Source organism: Sphingomonas oligophenolica (assembly GCF_039522915.1).
GTDB lineage: Bacteria > Pseudomonadota > Alphaproteobacteria > Sphingomonadales > Sphingomonadaceae > Sphingomonas > Sphingomonas oligophenolica.
Map to the genome: position 1 here is coordinate 169,911 of NZ_BAAAEH010000035.1, position 18,913 is coordinate 188,823.

The following is an 18,913-nucleotide window of genomic DNA, read 5'->3' on the forward strand; positions in this document are numbered from 1 at the left end:
GCGGTTCCGCCCTAGCGGGCACCGGGCCTGGCCTTTTCGAGCGCCTTGTCCTCATTGGCGCGGCTGATGAGATATTGGCGGATCGCTTCGGCGTCGTCGGCGGTCAGCGCCGATTTGAACGACACCATGCCGTTCTCGTGCAGGGCGCCGTCAATCACCACCGAGCGGATCGCCTCCGCCGCATTGAGCGCGCCGGAGTGGCGAAGGTCGGGGTTGAGGCCCCCGGCCACAGCCGCGTCGCCATGGCAGACATTGCAATAGCGGCCGTAAAGCTGCCCGCCATGCGCGACCTGCTGCGGCGTGCCGGTAAGCGCGGGCGGATCGAGGACCAGCTTCGCCATCGGTGGGGCCGGGGGCAGGGTGCCCTTCGCGCCGAGCTTGAAGACGAGCAGCCGGCTGATATTGTGCGTCGCGCCCGATTTGTGCGCCAGGACACCCGTCGCGATGTCCCAAACCCCACCCCATCCGGCGAGCACCGCGATATATTGCTGGCCACCGATCGCATAGGTCATGGGCGCCGCGATGATCCCGGTCTGCGCCGGGAAGGACCAGAGCTTGCGTCCCTTGTCGGCGCTATAGGCGACGAATTCACCCTGCGCGTTCCCCTGCAGGACGAGATTGCCAGCGGTGCTGAGCGTGCCGCCGTTCCACGGCCCGACCTGAGCGACCGTCCACACGGCCTTGCCGGCGACAGGATCCCAGGCGATCAGCGCGCCGGTCGTCGCCTTCATCGCGCCGTCGCGCACAGCCGTTATGGCCGGCATCGCGGTCGCGGCGCCGTCGAGCGCAGTCTGGAAGCCGATGTCGGACGGCTTCCACCCCTTCGCCGCGGCATAGGGGAAGCCGGCGATATTGGCGGGCAGGTAGATCAGCCCGGTCTTCGGGTTGAAGCTCATCGGCTGCCAGCTGTGCGCGCCGCCTGCGCCGGGCAGGCCGACAAAGGGCTTGTCGCCCTTCTCATAGCGTGCCGCCGGGTTGACCGCCGGGCGGCCGGTCGCCGGATCGAAGCCCGTCGCCCAATTGACGGGGACGAAGGGTTTCGCCGAAATGAACTGCCCGGTCTTCGCGTCGATAACGTAGAACACCCCGTTCTTCGGGGCGTGGAGCAGGACGTGGCGCTGCTGACCGTTGATGGTCAGGTCGGCGACCGTGATCTGCGCGTCGCTGTCGAAATCCCAGCGGTCCTCGGGCGTCTCCTGGAAATGCCAGGCATAGGCACCCGTGTCGGCGTTTACCGCGACGATCGACGAGGTGTAGAGATTGTCGCCCGAGCGACCCATCGGCGCCGGATTCCACGGCTCTGCATTGCCGGTGCCGAAAAAGACCAGGTTGAGCTTCGGATCATAGGTGATCGAATCCCAGACGGTGCCGCCGCCGCCGAGCTTCCACCATTCGCCGCTCCAGGTCTTCGCCGCGCGTTCCATCGCGGTGTTTTCGAAGCCAAGGGCGGGGTTGCCCGGCACTGTGTGGAAGCGCCAGGCCTCGGCGCCGGTCTCGGCGTCGAACGCGGCGAGATAGCCGCGCGCCTTGTACTCGGCGCCGCCGCTGCCGATCAGCACGCGTCCCTTGACGATGCGCGGGGCGCCCGTGATCGAGTAATCGCTCTGGTTGGGGACGACGACCTTCTCCCAGACCGGCTTGCCCGTCGACTGGTCGAGCGCGACGAGCCGCCCGTCGAGCGTGCCGACAAAGACCTTGCCGCCATAGAGCGCCACGCCGCGATTGACCGCGTCGCAACAGGCGCGCGCCAGCGTGTCGCGTGGCACATGCGGGTCGTAAGCCCATTTGAGTTTGCCGTTCGTCGCGTCGAACGCCTTCACCATGCTCCAGGCGGTCGAGACATAGAGCGTGCCGTCATGCATCAGCGGCGTCGCCTCCTGGCCACGCGCGGTTTCGAGATCAGCTGACCAGGCGAGGCCGAGCTTGCCGATCGTCGTGTCGCTGATCTGGGTCAGCGGGGAGAAGCGCTGCTCGGAATAATCGCGACCATAGCTCAGCCACTCGTCGTCGCCGGGGGCCGCGATCTTCGCGTCGGTCACGCCGCTCGTCGCGAGCGTTGCCTGAGGGGTCGCGGGCGCTTCCGCATTCCGGCACCCGGCCAGAGCCAGCGCGAGCATCGCGCCCGTCACCACTATCGCACTGCGTGGAATTGCTCTTGTCATCTGTCGCCTTATCCTCATCCCGGGCGCCGATCAGTTCACCAGCCGGTCGCCGCGCCAATAGTCGGCACGGAGCGCCCTTTTGTCCATCTTGCCCGCTGCGGTCCGCGGGATTTCATCCACAAAGGCGACGCTCTTCGGCGCCTTGACCCCGCCGAGCCTCGCCTTGGCATGGGTGACGATAGCGTCGGCGCCAATCCCGTCGGCGACGACGATTGCGTGAACCGCCTCGCCCCATTTCTCGTGCGGGATGCCGATCACCGCGCATTCGCGGACCTCGGCGAGCTCGGTCACCGCTGCCTCGACCTCGGCGGTGAAGACGTTGAAGCCGCCCGTCACCACCATGTCCTTCTTGCGATCGACGATGAACAGATAACCGTCGGGCGCGCGGTACGCGACGTCGCCGGTATGGTGCCAGCCGAAGAGGCGCGCCTCGGCGGTCGCTTCGGGGAGCTCGAAATATTCCCGGGAGACAAGGCTGCCGCGCACGACGATCTCGCCGCGCTCGCCAGCAGGAAGCAGGTTGCCGGCATCGTCCATGATGCCGACCTGAACGGAGCGGGTCGGGCGGCCGCAACTCGCCAGTCGTTCAGGATGATCTCCCGCCGCCGCCGCCGCGACTATTTCGGGCGATAGCCAGGTCGTGATCATCGGCGATTCGACCTGGCCGTAAGCCTGGCACAGGCAGGGGCCGAAAGCCTGGACTGCCTGGCGCAATTTCTCCGGCGAGACGGGAGAGCCGACCAAAATAAAAATGCGCAGCGACGAGACATCCTGCCTGCCGAGCTCGGGCGACGCGAGCAGGCCGTAAAGCGCCGTCGGCGGCAGATAGAGGTGCGTGATCCGATAGGCCGGGATGGTGCGCAGGACGGCATCGGCGTCGAAGCCGGGCAGGATGACCTGGGTCGCGCCCAGCGCCATCGTGCCGAGCGCAACCGGGCCGGCGGCGTGAGTCAGCGGCGCGACGACCAGCGACACCGGATCGTCGGTCCTGCCGCCGACGGCCTCGCCGAGGGTTTCGAGCATCGTCCCCCAGCCGAGATTGGTGACGACGACGCCCTTTGACGGGCCGGTCGTGCCCCCGGTCGGGAACAGGCCGACGACATCGTCCGGCTTGCCGAACGGGTCGGAGAAGTCCGGAAGCGGCTGCGCCGGCGCGCCCGCGATGAAATCGTCGAGCGCGGGGTCGTCGCCCATGGCGCGATCCAGGCAGATGAAGCGGGTCAGCAACGGCACCTTGGCGCGCAGTGCCGCCACGTCTTCGGCAAAGCTCGAATGATAGAAGAGCCAGCCGCAGCGGACATAGTTCAGATAGGCCGCATTGGCCTCGATCGCGTTGCGGGTGTTGACCGGCACCCATTTGCCGTTCGCGCGCCAGATCGCGAGAAGCGCGACCATGATCGTCGCGCTGTTCGGGCCATAGAGCGCGACCGGCTGCTGGTTCTCGAAGCCGGCCGCGTACATGGCCACCGCGATCCGCTCGGTGAGGGCCTTGACCTCGGCGAAGCTGAGTTCAGCCCCGCTCGCTGCATCGATCAGCGCGGTTCGGCCGGGATCGAGATCATGCCCCCGATCGAAATAGTCGATCGATCGCATCTCAGCCCCAGCGGTTGATTTCGGGGCCCGGCGCCCAGATTTTTTCGGGCGCTCCATCGGTCGAAAGCGACAAGGCGCGCGCCACCGAGGGACGCGCCTTCACCCGCGCCAGCCAGGCGGCGGTGCGCGGCTTGCCCGCGAAGGCGTCGGGCACGAGCGCGGGCATGCCGGCGAACCAGGCATAGGTTTCGAGATCGGCGATGCCGAAATCGCCGATCAGCCAGTCGCGCCCGTCAGCGAGTTGCGCCTCGATCTTGTCAGTGCCCTGGGCGATCTTGGAGCGACTGTCCGCCAGCTTCGCTTCGTCGAACCGGCCGTCCGCCGCGGCCCGCCAGCGCTCGGCGAGATCAACGCTTGCGATCCCTTCCGGCACTGACTTTGGCGGCCGCGCCTGCAGGCCGAGATAGGATGCCGCGGGAGCAATGCGCTCGATCACATAGCGGCACCACGCCATGACCTGCCAGCGCGCATAGGGATCGGCAGGGCGAAGCGCGGGACCGGGCCCCACATCGTCGAAATAGCAGGCCAGGAACACGCTGTCGGCCATCGGCGTGCCGTCGACCACCAGCACCGGGCCTTCGCCCTCGATCGACTGATCGGTTTCCATGGCGCGGGGAACGCGGCCGCTGTGACGCTCGCCGCCTGCGAGATCGATCCGATGAAGCGCGACCTCGACCTGCTTTTCGAGCGCTGCGGCCAGGGCGGTGAGCGACGGCCCGTTGGGCTCGCCATGATACAGGGTGGCGCTCATGCCGGTTCGCTTTCCAGGATCGTCACCCGTTTCGCCATATCGGTCCGGCCCATTTTCCAGCAGGCCTTGGTTGCCGGCCGGGCGTAGATCGCGCGCAGCCAGCGCAGGATGTTCGGGGTCAGCGTGTCGTTCGACAGATGCGGCTGCGACAGGGGCAGCGCATAAGCGAGATTGAAGCCGTTGATATCGGCAAGACTGTAGCTGTCCGAGGCAAGCCATTCGCGCTTGCCCAGCGCCTCTTCGAGCAGTCCGATGCCGAGCGCGACGCGGCGCTGCGATTCAGCCATTTCCTCGGGCGAAAAGGCGCCGCTGATCGCCTTGCGCCACGCGACGCGGCGTTCGGGCAGCGGAATGCGCTCGATCGCGGCATCGAGTTCGGCAGGGTCGCGGCTGCGCACCGACGGCCCGATAAAGACGCTCCAGCCGATCATCGAGAAGCTCGGCCCGAGCCACTGGTCCATGAATTTCATCCACCAGCGCGCACGCCAGGCGTCGACCGGGTCTGGCGGCATCAATTTCGGACCCGGAAATGCCTCGTCGACATATTCCATGATCGCGGTCGATTCAGTGAGCACCAGGTCGCCATGAGTCATTGCCGGGATGGTACCGAGCGGATTGATGGCGAGATAATCGGGCTTGTGCTGGTCGAAGGCGAGCAGATCGAGATAATGGCTCTCGAACGCGACGCCCTTTTCGAACAAGGTCAGCATCGGCTTGCCAGAATTCGCGTTCGGCTCCCAATGATAGAGCGTCACACGGCCGGTTTCGGTCATGGTCATTCCTTGCGGCGCTTGGCAGGAAATGGCCTTCGAGCCATTTCCTGCCGCGCCCCCTATTGCGATCAGAACTTCTTCTTGACGGTGACGGCGAACTCCTGCGGGCTCCCCGGCCGGCCCTTGCGGAAACCGGCGCCGGCACCGCGAAGATCGAAGATCGTCAGCAGATAATATTTGTCGAAGAGATTTTGCGCCTCCACCGAGACGTCGAGATCGCCGCCCTCGTTGGTCCAGGTGAGCCTGGCATTGGCGAGGGTGTAGGAGGGGATGAAGTTCAGGTACCGCACATTGTTGATGACGGTCGGCCCGGTATATTGCTTGCCCTGGTAATTGACGTCGAAGCGCGGCGTCAGGCTTCCAGCACTGCCGAGGGGAATCTTGTACTGAATGCCGCCGCTCGCCTTCCATGGCGGCACGGTCGTGGGATCGTTGGCGGTAACGCCGCCCGGGTTGGTCGGATAGCTGGCGGCCGGGTTCAGACTCGCCGCATCATAGTTGAAGCTGAGATAGCTGAGCGATGCGTCGATCGACAGGCCGGGCACCGGGAAGGCGGTGAGTTCAGCCTCGAAGCCCTTGATCGTGCCCTTGCCGGCGTTCAGCCGCGCCGCGCAGGGCGCGTCTGGGCAGGTGCTGACAGGGATCTGGATATCCTTGTACTTGTTGATGAACCCAGAGAGGTTGAAGCGCAGCTTGCGATCGAACAGATCGCTCTTGAGGCCGATTTCATAGGCGTTGAGCTGCTCGGGCGCGAAGGCGATGACCTGGTTCGCGTTGAACGGCCGCGGGTTGCTGCCACCGCCCTTGAAGCCGGTCGAGAAGCTCGCATAGACCAGCAGTGCCGGCGAGAAGCGATAATCGGCGGCAAGACGGTAATCGACGCGGCTCGCCTTGTATTTCGCAGTCAGCCCGGTCAGCGCCTTCACAGTTGCAGTGGGGTCGCCTTTCACGTTGAGCGTGTCTAGCCCGACATAGCCGGCACCATAGGCAGCCCCGATCGGATCGACGAACCGGTTGATCGTGCCGTCATAGTTGAACCGGTAATAGGTCTGGCTCTTGGATTCGTCGGTATAGCGCAGGCCGCCGCTCAGCGTGAGGTTGTCGACCGGCTTCCAGGAGAGATGCGCGAACACCGCCTTGGCCTCGGCGTCGGTGGGGTCGGGCTGGCGGAATTGCAGCGGATAGACCGGGACGTAGCGAATGTCCTGGGTCGAATCGTAGAGCGAGTGCTGCTTGAAATAATAGCCGCCGAGGGTGAAGTTGAGTGTCCTGGCGAGCTCCACATTGGCCCGGACCTCCTGGCTGAAGCTCCAGTTGGTCAGATGATTCAAGCCGAAGCCGTTGCTGGCGGGCGAGAGATCATCGTCCGAATCGAACCGCGTGTCGAAGGCACGATAGCCGCTGATCGAGGTGAGCGAGATCGCATCGTTGAGCTGATAATTGATCTGGCCCGAGAAACCCCAGCCGTCATACAGGCTGCGATCGGTTCCCGAGGTGGCCGCGAGCGGCGTGCCCGCCGCGTGATAGGGGTCGACCGGGATCGGAGGCACCCAGACGCCCGCCGGCTGGCCGGTGGTGATGTAGTTGCAGAACTTGCCGCAGACGAAGCGATTGTCATAGGGCACGCCCGGCGCCGCGTTGACGTTCGGCGAATTGATCGTCGATGTCGTCAGCAGCACTTCGCCGGCGATGGTGTGCTCGTCATGCGTATAGTCGCCGATGACGGTCACGCTGAGCGCATCGGTCGGCTCCCAGCGCAGGATGCCGCGGATCGCCTGATAACCGACGCCGCCGAGCTTGCTGATCCGGCAATCGCCCGCCGACCGGCTCGTCGCAACGCCGCTCCCCGGGTGGGCACAGCCATAATCGATCCGGTCGACAAAGCCGTCCTGCTGCTTGAACACGCCCGAAATCCGCGCGAACAGCGTGTCGGTCAGCTTGAAATCGGCAGCGGCACGCAGGCCGATCCGGTTGCGCGAGCCATAGGTCGCCTCGACGAAGCCGCCATTGTCGCCGTGCGGCATCTTCGAATAGATCTTGATCGAGCCGCCTTCGGAATTGCGGCCGGCGAGCGTGCCCTGCGGCCCGCGCAGGATTTCGACCCGATCGAGATCGAGCAGATCGAACACCGCGCCGGTGAGCTGCGGATAATAGACATCGTCGATATAGATGCCGACGCCGGGCTCATAGGCCGGGTTGAAGTCGTTCTGGCCGACGCCGCGGATCGACGCGGTGATCGAAGGGCCGAACGAGGCGCCCTGCGGCTTCAGCGAGACGTTCGGCGCTGAATCGGCCACCTGGGCGAGGTCGGTCTGGTTCTTCGCCTCCATCTGCGCCGCGTTCACCGCGGTGATCGCGATCGGCGTGTCCTGGAGCTTTTCGCGGCGGAACTGGGCAGTGACCACGATGTCCTGAGTCGTGGATTGGTCATCGGGTGTCGCCGCCGGCGCGGTCTGGGTGCTGGCTGGTGCGGCTTGCGCCAACGCTGGCGTGGCGAACACCAATGCGGAAGCCGAGGCTGAGGCCAACAGGCCCGCCGTCAGGCGCGAATGGACGAAAACGTGCATCGAATCTCCCCTCCTGGTCGGATCTGGCCCGTTCTTGATGAACGTGGCCTCCAAATAGACGCGCTTTGCGTGCGTCCATTGTGAGAAAGGCATACGATCGCGCGCCTGACAAGGAGTAGGGAAACTACCACCATCGCCACTGCCAGCCTTGGAGAGCGGGTCGTTGAGGAGGCTTGCCCTCCGCTCCCATGCCGCGCAACACTGTGCGAGAGGCATACAATTGCCGGTTCGAAGGGAGCGGAAGCGTGATGCAGGCGATGATCAATTATGTTGCGCGAGGGCAGGGCCGGATGCGTTATTTCGCGAACGACTCGAGTCGCGACACGGTCGTACTCGCCCCCGAGGTCATGGCGATCACCGAGTCGCGCGGGTCAGGCACGATGCTCGATCGCGAAGGATTTGCGCTTGTGTCGCATCGCAGCGCCGTCACTGACTTCACTGACGCCGCCGAGGTTGCGCGCCTCCACCCCGACGAGATTGCCGCGCTGATCCGCGACGTGTCGGGCGCCGATGCCGTCGTCGTGACCGGAACCGGCGTGCTGCGCTACGCCGAACGCTCGTCGCTGTCCGGCGCCCTCGACAATTCGCGCCCGGCGCGCTTCGCGCATGTCGATGTGTCCGACAAGACCGCCGCCGAGTTCGCGACGCGCTCGCGGCCCGAGGGCAAGCCCGAGCCGCGGCGCAGCGCCCATTTCAACGTCTGGCGCGCGATCTCGCCCGCACCGCAGGATGTTCCGCTGGCGTTGTGCGACGCCCGGAGCGTCACCGACCGTGACCTGCTGCCGGCGGACGCCATATTCGATCGCGACGGGATCGATGCCTGGTCGTTCGAAGGCCTGGTGGTCGCGCATTCGCCGGCGCATCGCTGGCACTGGTTTCGCGACCTCGGGCGCGACGAAGTGATCATTTTCAAGACCAACGACAGCGATTCAACCCGCGCGCATTCAGTCCCGCATGTGGCGTTCGACGACCCCGACTGCCCGCCCGACGTGCCGCCGCGCGCCTCGATCGAAATGCGTGCGATCGCCTATTGGTTCTAGGTCAGGTCGGCGATTCCGATCGACTTGCCTGCGGCGGCGGCGCGGCCCGCCTCACGGCGCAATCGCTCGATTTCCTGCCGCGCCGCAGGAACCGGCTCGTCCGGCAAGGCCGCCACACTCGCCTCGTAGATCTCGCGAAAATCCTCGGCGAATTCGGGATGGGTGAAGATGACAGCGCGATTCTCGTTCATCCCGCGCACGATCTTCTCGCCGACTTCGAGCGGGTCCATCCCGGCCTCGAAGGCAGTGCCGAATTGCTCGAGCTCGGCGCGGTCGACCGGCGCGAAGCCGCTCCCGGCAAAGGCGTCGGGGCGCTTCAGCGCTGAATCCCAGGCGTTGGTGCGGGTGAGCGCGGGGCACACAAGCGAGCAGCCGATACCGTAAGGCGCGAGATTGTAGCGCAGCGATTCGGTCAGCCCACGCACGGCGAACTTGCTGGCGGTGTAGATGCCCGCCTGCGGCCCCGACAGATAGGCGGCCATCGACGCGACGTTGACGACATGGCCACCGCGCCCGGCCGCCTTGATCCGGGGCAGCATCGTCACGAGGCCGTTGACCACGCCGCCGAAATTGACCCCCATGATCCAGTCGTAATCGGCATAGGAGGCCTCATCGGTCGGCCCGAACACGCTGACGCCGGCATTGTTGGCAAGCACGTCGAGTCGGCCGAAATGGCGATCGATCTCCTCGCCCGCTGCGGCGAAGCCGTCGCGGTCGGTCACGTCGAGCGCGATGAACAGCGGCGCTTCATGGCCATGGTCGGCGAACCACCGCGCCGCGTCCTCGCGAAAGGCGTGATTGCGATAGCTGAGCGCCAGCCGCATCCCCTCTGCCGCGAACGCGCGCGCGATGCCGAAGCCGATACCAGAAACGCCGCCCGTCACCAGCGCCACCTTGCCTTGCCAGCCGCTCATCGGATTTTCCCCTCGCTTATGCGTTTCAGATCGTTAGTCTGGCATACAAATTAAGTGAGTGGGAGAGTCGATATGGCTGATGTGATGGCGCGGCTCGACGCGCTCGAGGGACGGGTGGGCGAGCTGGAAGACCTGAACGCGATCAGGCGGCTGCACTGGGCGTATGGCTATTACATCGATTTCAACCGGCCCGACGATGTCGTCGCGCTGTTCGCGCGCGATTGCGCGGTGGTGTTCCTGTCGGGCGAGTATCTCGGCCATGCCGGGGTGAAGCGGCTCTATGGCGACTGGATCCAGGAGCTCTTCACCAGCGGCCGGCCCGGCCCGGTCAACGGGCTGCTGCTCGATCATTTCCAGATGCAGGACATCATCACCGTCGCGCCCGATCGCCAGACCGCCAAGGGCCGTTTCCGCGGCATGCTGCTCGGCGGCTGGCATGACAGCGTGGTCGACCAGAAGCCCGAGCATATGCCGCAGCAATTCTGGGAAGCCGGGATCTACGAGAATGATTATGTCCGCGAGGACGGCGTGTGGAAGATCAAGCGCCTCGATTACATGATGCAATGGCAGGGCGACTACGAAACCGGCTGGGCGCATACCGTCGCGCACCTCCAGCCGGCGGTCGAGACCTACCCCGCAAACCCGGTCGGCCCCGACGTGATCCTGCCGCCCGACAAGATCCGCCAGACCTGGCCGCACCGCCAGGATGTGCCGATGCATTTCGCGCACCCCGCGATCGGCAAGCTGTTGGCGGGGCAGGGCGCATCGTGATGTCTTTCTGCTGTCATTGCTGCGCAGCATGAGCCTGGCCTGGGGGACGTACGGATGAGCAAGGATCCACGCGCGATCGTCGACGAAGCGCCGATGAGCCCGATACAGATCGCCGCGGTGGCGATCACGGTCGGGCTCAACGCGCTTGACGGCTTCGACGTCCTGTCGATCAGTTTCGCCTCGCCGGGAATCGCCACTGAATGGGGCGTCGATCGCGCTGCGCTTGGCGTCGTCCTGTCGATGGAACTGATCGGCATGGCGCTCGGGTCTGTGTTCCTGGGCGGCGTCACCGACCGGATCGGGCGGCGCCGGATGATCCTCGGCTGCCTGGCAGTGATGGCGTTCGGCATGATCATGGTGACGACCGTGCACGGCGTCGCCATGCTGTCGATCTGGCGCGTGCTGACCGGCGTGGGCATTGGCGGGATGCTTGCCGCGATCAACGCAGCCGCGGCCGAGTTCGCGAATGTCAGGCGCCGCAATCTTGCCCTCGCGATCATGGTGATCGGCTATCCGGTCGGCGCGGTCGCCGGTGGCCTGGTGTCGGCGCTGTTGCTCAAGGGCGGGGACTGGCGCGCCGTGTTCGAATTCGGCGCGATCGTCACGGCGTGCTTCATCCCGCTCGTCTGGTTCTTCGTGCCCGAGCCGGTCCAGTTCCTCATGGCGCGGCGGCCCGCGGGTGCGCTGGGCAAGGTCAACCACAGCCTGGCACGGATGGGTCATGCTCCGGTCGACGCGCTGCCGCCGCCCGCGCCCGAAGAAGAAAAGGCGTCGATCGCCGATATCCTGCGGCCCGGGCTGATCGGCATGACCCTGTTGCTGACGCTCGCTTACTCGGCGCATGTCGTCAGCTTCTACTTCATCCTGAAATGGACCCCGAAGATCGTCGTCGATCTCGGCCATGCGCCGGCCGAGGCGGCGCGCGTGCTGGTATGGGCCAATCTCGGCGGCGCGATCGGCGGGGCGATCTTCGGCCTTCTCGCGCAGCGCTTCGCGCTCAAGCCGATGACGATCATCGTGCTGGTGATGTCGTCGGTGACGGTCGCGTTGTTCGGCGCGGCCGGCGCGCATACGCTCGGCGACCTGTCGGCGCTTGCCTTTGCCTCGGGGCTGTTCACCAACAGCGCGATCGTCGGCCTCTATACGATCTTCGCGCGCGCCTTTCCCACTCACGTCCGCGCGACCGGAACCGGCTTCGCGATCGGCGCCGGCCGCGGCGGCGCTGCCCTGTCGCCGATCCTGGCCGGCTATCTGTTCAAGGCCGGTTTGCCGCTCGCCGGCGTCTCGATCGCGCTGGGGTTTGGTTCGCTCGTCGGGGCCCTCGCGCTGTCCGGCGTCAAGCTGCGCTTCGACGGCACGAAAAGCGCCGGGTCGAGTAGCTGACGCCTTGAAAAACGTTTGCGTTGCATACAATATGCGCCGACAAAAAAGCGAGAGGATTGGGCTGTGACTCACTTTCCCGACACACCGTCGTTCACGGGCTTCAACACGCCGTCGCGAATCGAGGCGGATATCGCCGACCTCGACGTGAAGGGCGCGATCCCGCCGGAGCTCGACGGCGCGTTCTATCGTGTCCAGCCCGATCCGCAGTATGCGCCGCGCCTCGGCGACGACATCGCGTTCAATGGCGACGGGATGATCACCATGTTCCGGTTCAGGGACGGGCGAGTCGATTTCAAGCAGCGCTGGGCGCACACCGACAAGTGGAAGCTCGAGCATGAGGCGGGGAAGGCGCTGTTCGGTGCCTATCGCAATCCGCTGACCGATGACGAGAGCGTAAAGGGCAAGATCCGCGGCACCGCCAATACCAATGCCTTCATCTATGGCGGCAAGCTTTATGCGCTGAAGGAGGACAGCCCCGCGCTGGTGATGGACCCCGTCACGCTCGAGACCGAGGGCTATACCTGGTTCAACGGGGCGATGACCGGCCAGACCTTCACCGCGCATCCCAAGATCGATCCCGAAACCGGCGACATGATCGCCTTCGGCTATGCGGCCAAGGGCGTGCTGACGCGCGACATGACCTATTATGTCGTGTCGCCCGAGGGCGAGCTGAAGCAGGAATTGTGGTTCGAGCTGCCCTATTACGCGATGATGCATGATTTCGCGATCACGCCCGATTACGCGCTCTTCCATGTCGTGCCGAGCACGTCGAACTGGGAAAGGCTCGAGAAAGGCCTGCCGCATTTCGGCTTCGACACCACGCTGCCGGTCTATCTCGGCGTCCTGCCGCGCCGGCCCGACGCGACGGCGGAGGACATCCGCTGGTTCAAGCGCGACAATTGCTTCGCCAGCCATGTGATGAATGCCTTCCAGGAAGGCACGAAGATCCATTTCGACACGCCCGAGGCGAAGAACAACATGTTCCCCTTCTTCCCGGACATTCACGGTGCGCCGTTCAATGGCGCTGAATCAGCGAGTTTCCTGACCCGCTGGACGGTCGACATGGCGTCCAATTCGGACGCGTTCGAAAGCAGCGAGCGGCTCACGGGCATGATGGGCGAATTCCCGCGCATCGACGATCGCCGCACCGGGCTGCCCTATCGCTATGGCTGGATGCTGGTGATCGATCCGGCCAAGCCGGTCGAGATCAAGGGCGGCAGTGCGTCCGGCATGCTGATGAACACGCTCGGCCTGATCGATCACGAAACCGGGCGGGAACAGAAATGGTGGTGTGGTCCGGTCTCCTCACTGCAGGAGCCGTGCTTCATCCCGCGCAGCGCCGATGCGCCGGAAGGCGATGGCTGGATCGTCCAGGTCTGCAACCGGCTCGAGGAGCATCGCTCCGATCTGCTGCTGTTCGACGCGCTGGACATCGCGAAGGGGCCGATCGCTGAAATCCGTATCCCGATCCGGTTGCGGTTCGGGCTGCACGGGAATTGGGCGACGGCCGCGGAGATTGGGCTGAAGGAGGCGGCTTGATCCGTGCGGTTTTGACTTCGCCTAGACCGAAGGCTCATAAGGCGTCGGGCGGAAAGCGACCAGATAGCGGTCGTGGACGTTCAAGAGAGACTTAATCTCGAGCGCGCGAGGATATGCAGGATGTTGCCCGGCAGTTCCCTTGAAAGCGTCGTTCATCTTCGCCCCGGAATGTCAAAAGCGGAAGCTGAACGCGTCCTTGCCAGCGGTAAAATGACGCTGGAAGAGAAGGGAGGCTTGAGCCAACCATTCTCCGTTCAGTACGACTTGGGTCGGGTGGTAAACATCCGCTTTGGCAGTGATTTCCCGTCGGCAATAAAGATCTACGGGATCGGCATCGGCATGCCATTGGATGTCGTCAAATCGAGTTACGCCTCAGTAGAGCATGTTTCTGACGACGCGTGGTTTGCCGAGCCGCATCAACGATTTCGGGTTCAGATGCCGAATGACGGATACGAGATGGCGATAGTCATTTTTGAGGGGAAGGTCGCTGCAATCGACTTCTGCGGGATCGGCCGCATAGCCATGATAGAGAAAAATCTCGCGCGCCGGAGGGTGCTGATGGAAGGCCAACAAAAGCTTCAAAAAGCAGTTGACCCGGATCAGCAGCTCCAACTCTGGGCCGAAACGCAAACCGGATTGGCCCCGGCTAAGCAGATCGGCCAGTTTATCGCTTGGCTTCCAACTGCACATCCTGATGAATGGCACGGCGTGGCTGCAAGCTGGAATTGGGATTTTGGCGTTCAACCTTTGCGCTGGATCGTGTCTCAGCGCGAGTGCGGAATCGCGACTGCCGCGCTAATATTTTTTGACGGCGAGCCTTTGGATGCTGAACACGATAGTAGTGCAGGAACGTTGCTCGCTGAAATACGCGCCCGTTGGCCTAACTTCCCCGATAACGGTGTCGCGTACTGCCCTCCTCGCTATGTCGATGATATAGGTGATCACCACCTAAATCTCATCCCGCTGGATATGCGTCAATCAAGGCCAGGCCGCGATATAGCGTCAACGGCATATCACGAGGGCATTCCCATTGCGTTTTTTCAAAGCGATTGAACTCGCCGATCTGTATGCCAATCAACTCAAATAAGCGTACCGCCCGTAATCCATCGAAATGAGACCTCCCCATTTACGCGCTAAGGAGTTGGCCTAAACGCCAGCCGCCCGCTCAATCAGCGCATCCTCGTCGCGTTGCGCGCGCCGCGCGATCAGCAGCATAAGGATGACGATCGGGATGCCCACCGCGTTGATCCCAAGCATCGACCAGCGCAGATCGCCCGTCGCATCCGACAGCAGCCCCACGACATAAGGCCCGATCCCAAGCCCCAGGATCGTCATCACCAGCAGATACAGGCTCGATGTCATCCCGCGCATGCGCGGCAGCACCTGATCGTAGATGATCGCGTAGAGCGGCGGCATCCAGCCGGTGAGCACCAGGCTGTAGAAGATGAAGCGGAAATAGAAATCGCCTGAGCTCGGCGCGAGATAGACCCAGAAGGAGAGGAGCGGCGATACCGCCATCGCGAACAGCGCGACCCAGGCGCGGCCGGCGCCCGGAAAGCGGCGTTGCAGCAGGTCGGAAAGCGGCCCCCAGACCAGCGGGCCGATGATCCCCATCACCGCCGCGACAAGACCGAACTGCCACGCGGTATCCTTCATCGATTGGTGGTAGTAGCGGATGATGAAGCTCGGGTTGAACGCCATCATCCCGTAATTGAGCACGGATTGTAGCGCCCCGACCATCATCGCCATCAGCAGGGTGGGCGACCTCATCGTGACGTTGAACGCCTGGGGGTCGGAGAGCCGCATCGACTGCATCAAGTTGACGATCACGAACAGCCCGAAGCCGATCACGCCCCATTGCAGCGCGTGAGCACTGATCGTCATGCCGAGGATCGACAGCGGCGGCCGCGGCGACAGGCCGTTCGCGACATGGGTGAGGCCGGCCATGGCCGCGACGATCACCGCCAGCGCGCCGAGATTGAACAGCCAGCTCGCGCGGGTCGCGTTCCGCCTGCTCATGCCGACCCAGTGCAGCCCCGGCAGCACCGCGGCGAGAACCGCGCCGCTGGCGAGGAACGGGTGGGGATCGGGCGCGGTGTCGATGCCGTCCATCTCTCCGCGTATCGGCTCGCGCAGCCGCCACATCAGCAGGGCGAGCGCGAATCCCGGCAGCGCCGCGACGATCAGCGCGAACTGCCAGCCGTGCAGCGCAATCGGCGCACGGCCGGCCCTGGCGAGCCCGTCCCACCAGTCAGCCGCGATCCCGCCGAGCGCGAGCGAGCCGCCGATGCCGAGCGCGATCGCCGAGGCGATTACCGCCATGACGAAGCCACGCCGACGCTTCGGCCAGTAATCGTAGATCAGGCTGGTCCCCGCGGGCTGGCTTGCCGCCTCGCCGATGCCGACACCGAGCCGCGACGCGGCGAGCACCCCGAAGCTGTTCGCCAGCCCGCCGAGCGCGGTCGCCGCCGACCAGAACAGCAGCGAGATCGCCAGCAGCCGCGTGCGCACCCAGCCATCGGCAAGCCGCCCGAGCGGCAGCGAGAACAAGGCGTAGAACAAGGCGAAGACGGTGCCGAACAACAAGCCCATCTCGGCATCGCCGACATGCAGATCGGCCTTGATCGCGGGGGCGAGGATGGCAAGAATCTGCCGATCGAGCAGGCTCACCGCATTGGTCAGCGCCACCAGCGCCAACGCGTAGCGCGCTCCCTTCGGCACCAATGTCGGCGGCGTGCGGGGCGAGACGGCGTGCCCCGGATCGCTCACAGCTTGAATACCCGCTCCGCGTTGGTCTGCATCAGCTTCTTCTTGGTGGCGTCGCTGATGTCGAGCAGGTCATGGGTGCGCACCTCGTCGGCCACATATTGATAGGGATAATCCATCGCGTACATCACGCGATCCTCGCCCATCACCTCGAGCATCAGCTTGATCGCCGTTGGGGCGGGCAGGCCGCTGGTCGTCGCGAGAACATTCTCGCGCAGGCATGTCACGATATCCTTCTTGAGCGGCTTGAGCCTCGGATAGCGCTGCGACGCGACGCCGGCCTTGTGCATGTAATCGATGCGATAGAGCCAATAAGGGATCGCCTCGCCGCCATGACCGACCGCGATCTGGAGATCGGGGTAGCGATCGAAGATGCCGGTGGTCATCAGCCGCAGCAGATGCATGCCGGTCTCCACCCCGAAGCCGAAGATCGCGCCGTCGAGCCCGGCATCGATCAACCCACCGATCATGTTGTCGGGAAGCGTCTGGGGGTGGATGTAGAGTGGCTGGCCGGTCTCGGCGAGCGCGCGGAAGATCGGGTCGAACTGCGGTTCGTCGAGATAGTGGCCCTGGGTGTGGCTGTTGACCATCACGCCCTTGAAGCCGAGCTCGCTCGCGCCGCGCCGGATTTCCGCAGCCGACCATTCGGGGGCCTGTGGCGCGATCGAGGTCATCCCGACATACCGCGTTGGATATTTGGCACAGGCGTCGGCCAGGGAATTGTTGGCGCGGGTCACCATCGCCTTCGCCTCCTCGGCGTCGAACAACGGCTGTACGCCGGGCGCGGTGAGCGAGAGGATGGCGATGTCGATCCCGGTCGAATCCATGTCGGCGATGCGGCGCTCGCCGAGGTCAAGCAGCCGGTCGATGATGAGCGTCGCGCGCTCCGACGGCGACTGTGCATAGAAGCCCCAGAGCGAGGTCATGCCCTTGTCGGCGGTGCCGTCCTTCACCATCCGCAGATAGGCGTCGATCTGCTCGCGCGTGGCGAAGGCTTCCTCGGTCGCGATGCGGAGATAGCCGCGATCGCCGCCGGTCTTGAGTTCGTGTGTCATGCCATGCTGTCCTGGTTGCGATAGGCCCTGGGCCAGATGCCCTGCTTGCCTGGTGAAAGAATGCCGTTGGGATCGAGGCTGTCCTTGATCCTTTCGGCGAAGCGGCGCTGCGCATGGCTGTTGAAGCTGTATTGCTCGGCCACGAGATCCATGAAGTCGAGATGCGAGCGGTACTCGCCGTAGCCGAGCTTGCCGGCCGGCTCGATCATCGCCTTGCACGCCGCATAGGCGGCGCTCGTCTGCGCCGCATTCTCGGTGTCGAACACGACGAGCCCGACATGGATCATGCTGCGCTTCGAGACGATGATGACACCGCTGTAATCGAGCCCCGCATCGTTCAGATGGCGGCGCACCAGATCGCGGATCGCTGCGCCATCGCGCCCGGTGATCGGCATCGCCGAGGAGAAGCCGATATGGCCGCCCTTGTCGCCGCCATACCAGCGGGTCATCCTGTCCAGCGCCATGCTGGGGATGCCCGCCTGGACGCGCTCGTGCGGGTTCTCGAGTTCCGGCAGGTTGCGGCCATCATATTTCGAGAAGCTGATCGTCGCCCCGGGGATCGTGCCCAGCGCGCCCTCGACGATCTCGCGCTGCCGTTCGACGATCTTCTCGTCACCATACAGCGCGAACCGCATCACCCACCGCCCGAAGCCCGGCGTTGCGGCAATCTTGTCGACGATCTCCTCGGGGATCGGGCCGTCGCCGGCATACCAGTCGGCGCGCCCCCAGAAAGCGGAGGCGGCACAGACTGCGTTGATGATCATCGGCTGGTTCGGAATCGTTCCGTCGATCATCAGCGGCCGCAGCCGTTCGAGCAGCAGTTCGAGATCGCTGTCGTTCCGAAGCGTCAGCCAGCCCGGCATGTAGCAATCGGGCGGCGGCATCAGCCACACGCCCATCTTGGTGACCACGCCGAAGTTCGACTGGCTGAAAAGCCCGTCGGGCGTCGGGCCGCAGCCATGTTTGAAGACATGCCAGCCGCGCGGATTCTCCATGCCGCCCATGCCGGTGCGCAGCACGTCGCCATCAGCAAGCACGACTTCCATGCCGCACTGGCTCGCCATGTGGTCGCCCATCGGCGTGTACCCGACGCCGTGGTCGAGCGTATTGCCGACGATGCTGCCCCAGCCGAGATCCGGGACCGACATCCATAGTTTCGATCCCGTGGCGCGAAGGTGATCGTAGAGATCGAAGAACCGCACCCCCGGCTCGACGAGCGCCCAGCCCGATTCCTCGTCGACCTCGATCACGCGATTCATCCGGCGCAGCGACAGGACGAAAGAGCCCGAGACGCGGGGTGCCGGGCCGCCATAGCCGTTGTTCCGGCCCTGCCCGTTGGTCCACACCGGGGTGCCATGCGCGTTGGCGACGCGCAGGATGGCCTGCACCTGTTCGACGGTTTCGGGCAACAGCACCGCGCCGGGTTCGTACCAGTCCCCGCTCGGTGGCGCGAAAGGATCGCGGAACTCGGCGACCTGCGCGGGGTCGACGAGAACGCCATCGGTGCCGAGGATCGCTTGCATCTCGCGCAGCGCGGCATCGGCCGCGGCGGCGGGCGGTCGCGCGATCAAGCGGGCATCAACCTCGTCGGGCATCGCG

14 protein-coding genes are annotated in these 18,913 nt (G+C 64.8%); 5 read left to right on the top strand and 9 right to left on the bottom strand.

The window, feature by feature from the left end:
* Positions 1–11: 11 nt before the first annotated feature.
* The 5 genes from ABD050_RS16670 to ABD050_RS16690 all read right to left on the bottom strand — a co-directional run bounded on the left by ABD050_RS16670 (position 12) and on the right by ABD050_RS16690 (position 7,846).
* The gene (locus tag ABD050_RS16670) at positions 12–2,162 is read right to left on the bottom strand and encodes a PQQ-dependent dehydrogenase, methanol/ethanol family (RefSeq protein ID WP_343890617.1); all 2,151 of its coding nucleotides are present in this window, start codon (positions 2,160–2,162) and stop codon (positions 12–14) included.
* Between the two features lie 30 nt (positions 2,163–2,192).
* Positions 2,193–3,755, bottom strand: coding sequence for an AMP-binding protein (locus ABD050_RS16675; protein WP_343890618.1), 1,563 nt, complete (start codon positions 3,753–3,755; stop codon positions 2,193–2,195).
* A gap of 1 nt (position 3,756) precedes the next feature.
* On the bottom strand, positions 3,757–4,506 hold the full coding sequence (locus ABD050_RS16680) for a glutathione S-transferase family protein (RefSeq protein ID WP_343890619.1): 750 nt from the start codon (positions 4,504–4,506) through the stop codon (positions 3,757–3,759).
* Positions 4,503–5,279: a glutathione S-transferase family protein gene (locus ABD050_RS16685; RefSeq protein WP_343890620.1), complete on the bottom strand. Its 777-nt coding sequence runs from the start codon at positions 5,277–5,279 to the stop codon at positions 4,503–4,505. Before ABD050_RS16685 ends, ABD050_RS16680 begins: the two co-directional genes overlap by 4 nt.
* Before the next feature lie 68 nt (positions 5,280–5,347).
* Positions 5,348–7,846 carry a TonB-dependent receptor gene (locus ABD050_RS16690; RefSeq protein ID WP_343890621.1) on the bottom strand — a complete coding sequence of 833 codons (2,499 nt, stop codon included), beginning with the start codon at positions 7,844–7,846 and terminating at the stop codon, positions 5,348–5,350.
* Positions 7,847–8,094: 248 nt separating this feature from the next.
* Here ABD050_RS16690 and ABD050_RS16695 point away from each other — a divergent pair, with 248 nt between their 5' ends.
* Positions 8,095–8,886, top strand: coding sequence for a CmcJ/NvfI family oxidoreductase (locus ABD050_RS16695; protein ID WP_343890622.1), 792 nt, complete (start codon positions 8,095–8,097; stop codon positions 8,884–8,886).
* Here ABD050_RS16695 and ABD050_RS16700 read toward each other — a convergent pair.
* On the bottom strand, positions 8,883–9,800 hold the full coding sequence (locus tag ABD050_RS16700; protein ID WP_343890623.1) for an SDR family NAD(P)-dependent oxidoreductase: 918 nt from the start codon (positions 9,798–9,800) through the stop codon (positions 8,883–8,885). The two genes, ABD050_RS16695 and ABD050_RS16700, sit on opposite strands and share 4 nt — an antisense overlap.
* A gap of 72 nt (positions 9,801–9,872) precedes the next feature.
* Here ABD050_RS16700 and ABD050_RS16705 point away from each other — a divergent pair, with 72 nt between their 5' ends.
* The 4 genes from ABD050_RS16705 to ABD050_RS16720 all read left to right on the top strand — a co-directional run bounded on the left by ABD050_RS16705 (position 9,873) and on the right by ABD050_RS16720 (position 14,546).
* On the top strand, positions 9,873–10,571 hold the full coding sequence (locus ABD050_RS16705) for a nuclear transport factor 2 family protein (protein ID WP_343890624.1): 699 nt from the start codon (positions 9,873–9,875) through the stop codon (positions 10,569–10,571).
* A 54-nt stretch (positions 10,572–10,625) separates the two neighbouring features.
* The gene (locus ABD050_RS16710; protein ID WP_343890625.1) at positions 10,626–11,954 is read left to right on the top strand and encodes an MFS transporter; all 1,329 of its coding nucleotides are present in this window, start codon (positions 10,626–10,628) and stop codon (positions 11,952–11,954) included.
* 63 nt (positions 11,955–12,017) lie between these two features.
* Positions 12,018–13,493, top strand: a complete 1,476-nt coding sequence (locus ABD050_RS16715; RefSeq protein ID WP_343890626.1) for a lignostilbene-alpha,beta-dioxygenase — start codon at positions 12,018–12,020, stop codon at positions 13,491–13,493.
* A gap of 120 nt (positions 13,494–13,613) precedes the next feature.
* Positions 13,614–14,546, top strand: coding sequence for a DUF4274 domain-containing protein (locus ABD050_RS16720; protein ID WP_343890627.1), 933 nt, complete (start codon positions 13,614–13,616; stop codon positions 14,544–14,546).
* Positions 14,547–14,639: 93 nt separating this feature from the next.
* On the opposite strand, the gene ABD050_RS16725 is transcribed toward ABD050_RS16720, so the two are convergent.
* From ABD050_RS16725 to ABD050_RS16735, 3 genes are read right to left on the bottom strand one after another with little or no spacing between them, the layout of a single operon-like run.
* Complete coding sequence (locus tag ABD050_RS16725) at positions 14,640–16,262, bottom strand: MFS transporter (protein WP_343890628.1); 1,623 nt, start codon at positions 16,260–16,262, stop codon at positions 14,640–14,642.
* On the bottom strand, positions 16,259–17,314 hold the full coding sequence (locus tag ABD050_RS16730; protein WP_343890629.1) for an amidohydrolase family protein: 1,056 nt from the start codon (positions 17,312–17,314) through the stop codon (positions 16,259–16,261). The genes ABD050_RS16725 and ABD050_RS16730 overlap by 4 nt, the downstream gene beginning before the upstream one ends.
* Complete coding sequence (locus ABD050_RS16735; RefSeq protein WP_343890630.1) at positions 17,311–18,909, bottom strand: FAD-binding oxidoreductase; 1,599 nt, start codon at positions 18,907–18,909, stop codon at positions 17,311–17,313. The genes ABD050_RS16730 and ABD050_RS16735 overlap by 4 nt, the downstream gene beginning before the upstream one ends.
* Positions 18,910–18,913: the final 4 nt, after the last annotated feature.

Coding starts and splice junctions, on each gene's coding strand:
- ABD050_RS16670 (WP_343890617.1), bottom strand. CDS start 2,162: ATGACAAGAGCAATTCCACGCAGTGCGATAGTGGTGACGGGCGCGATG.
- ABD050_RS16675 (WP_343890618.1), bottom strand. CDS start 3,755: ATGCGATCGATCGACTATTTCGATCGGGGGCATGATCTCGATCCCGGC.
- ABD050_RS16680 (WP_343890619.1), bottom strand. CDS start 4,506: ATGAGCGCCACCCTGTATCATGGCGAGCCCAACGGGCCGTCGCTCACC.
- ABD050_RS16685 (WP_343890620.1), bottom strand. CDS start 5,279: ATGACCGAAACCGGCCGTGTGACGCTCTATCATTGGGAGCCGAACGCG.
- ABD050_RS16690 (WP_343890621.1), bottom strand. CDS start 7,846: ATGCACGTTTTCGTCCATTCGCGCCTGACGGCGGGCCTGTTGGCCTCA.
- ABD050_RS16695 (WP_343890622.1), top strand. CDS start 8,095: ATGCAGGCGATGATCAATTATGTTGCGCGAGGGCAGGGCCGGATGCGT.
- ABD050_RS16700 (WP_343890623.1), bottom strand. CDS start 9,800: ATGAGCGGCTGGCAAGGCAAGGTGGCGCTGGTGACGGGCGGCGTTTCT.
- ABD050_RS16705 (WP_343890624.1), top strand. CDS start 9,873: ATGGCTGATGTGATGGCGCGGCTCGACGCGCTCGAGGGACGGGTGGGC.
- ABD050_RS16710 (WP_343890625.1), top strand. CDS start 10,626: ATGAGCAAGGATCCACGCGCGATCGTCGACGAAGCGCCGATGAGCCCG.
- ABD050_RS16720 (WP_343890627.1), top strand. CDS start 13,614: ATGTTGCCCGGCAGTTCCCTTGAAAGCGTCGTTCATCTTCGCCCCGGA.
- ABD050_RS16730 (WP_343890629.1), bottom strand. CDS start 17,314: ATGACACACGAACTCAAGACCGGCGGCGATCGCGGCTATCTCCGCATC.
- ABD050_RS16735 (WP_343890630.1), bottom strand. CDS start 18,909: ATGCCCGACGAGGTTGATGCCCGCTTGATCGCGCGACCGCCCGCCGCC.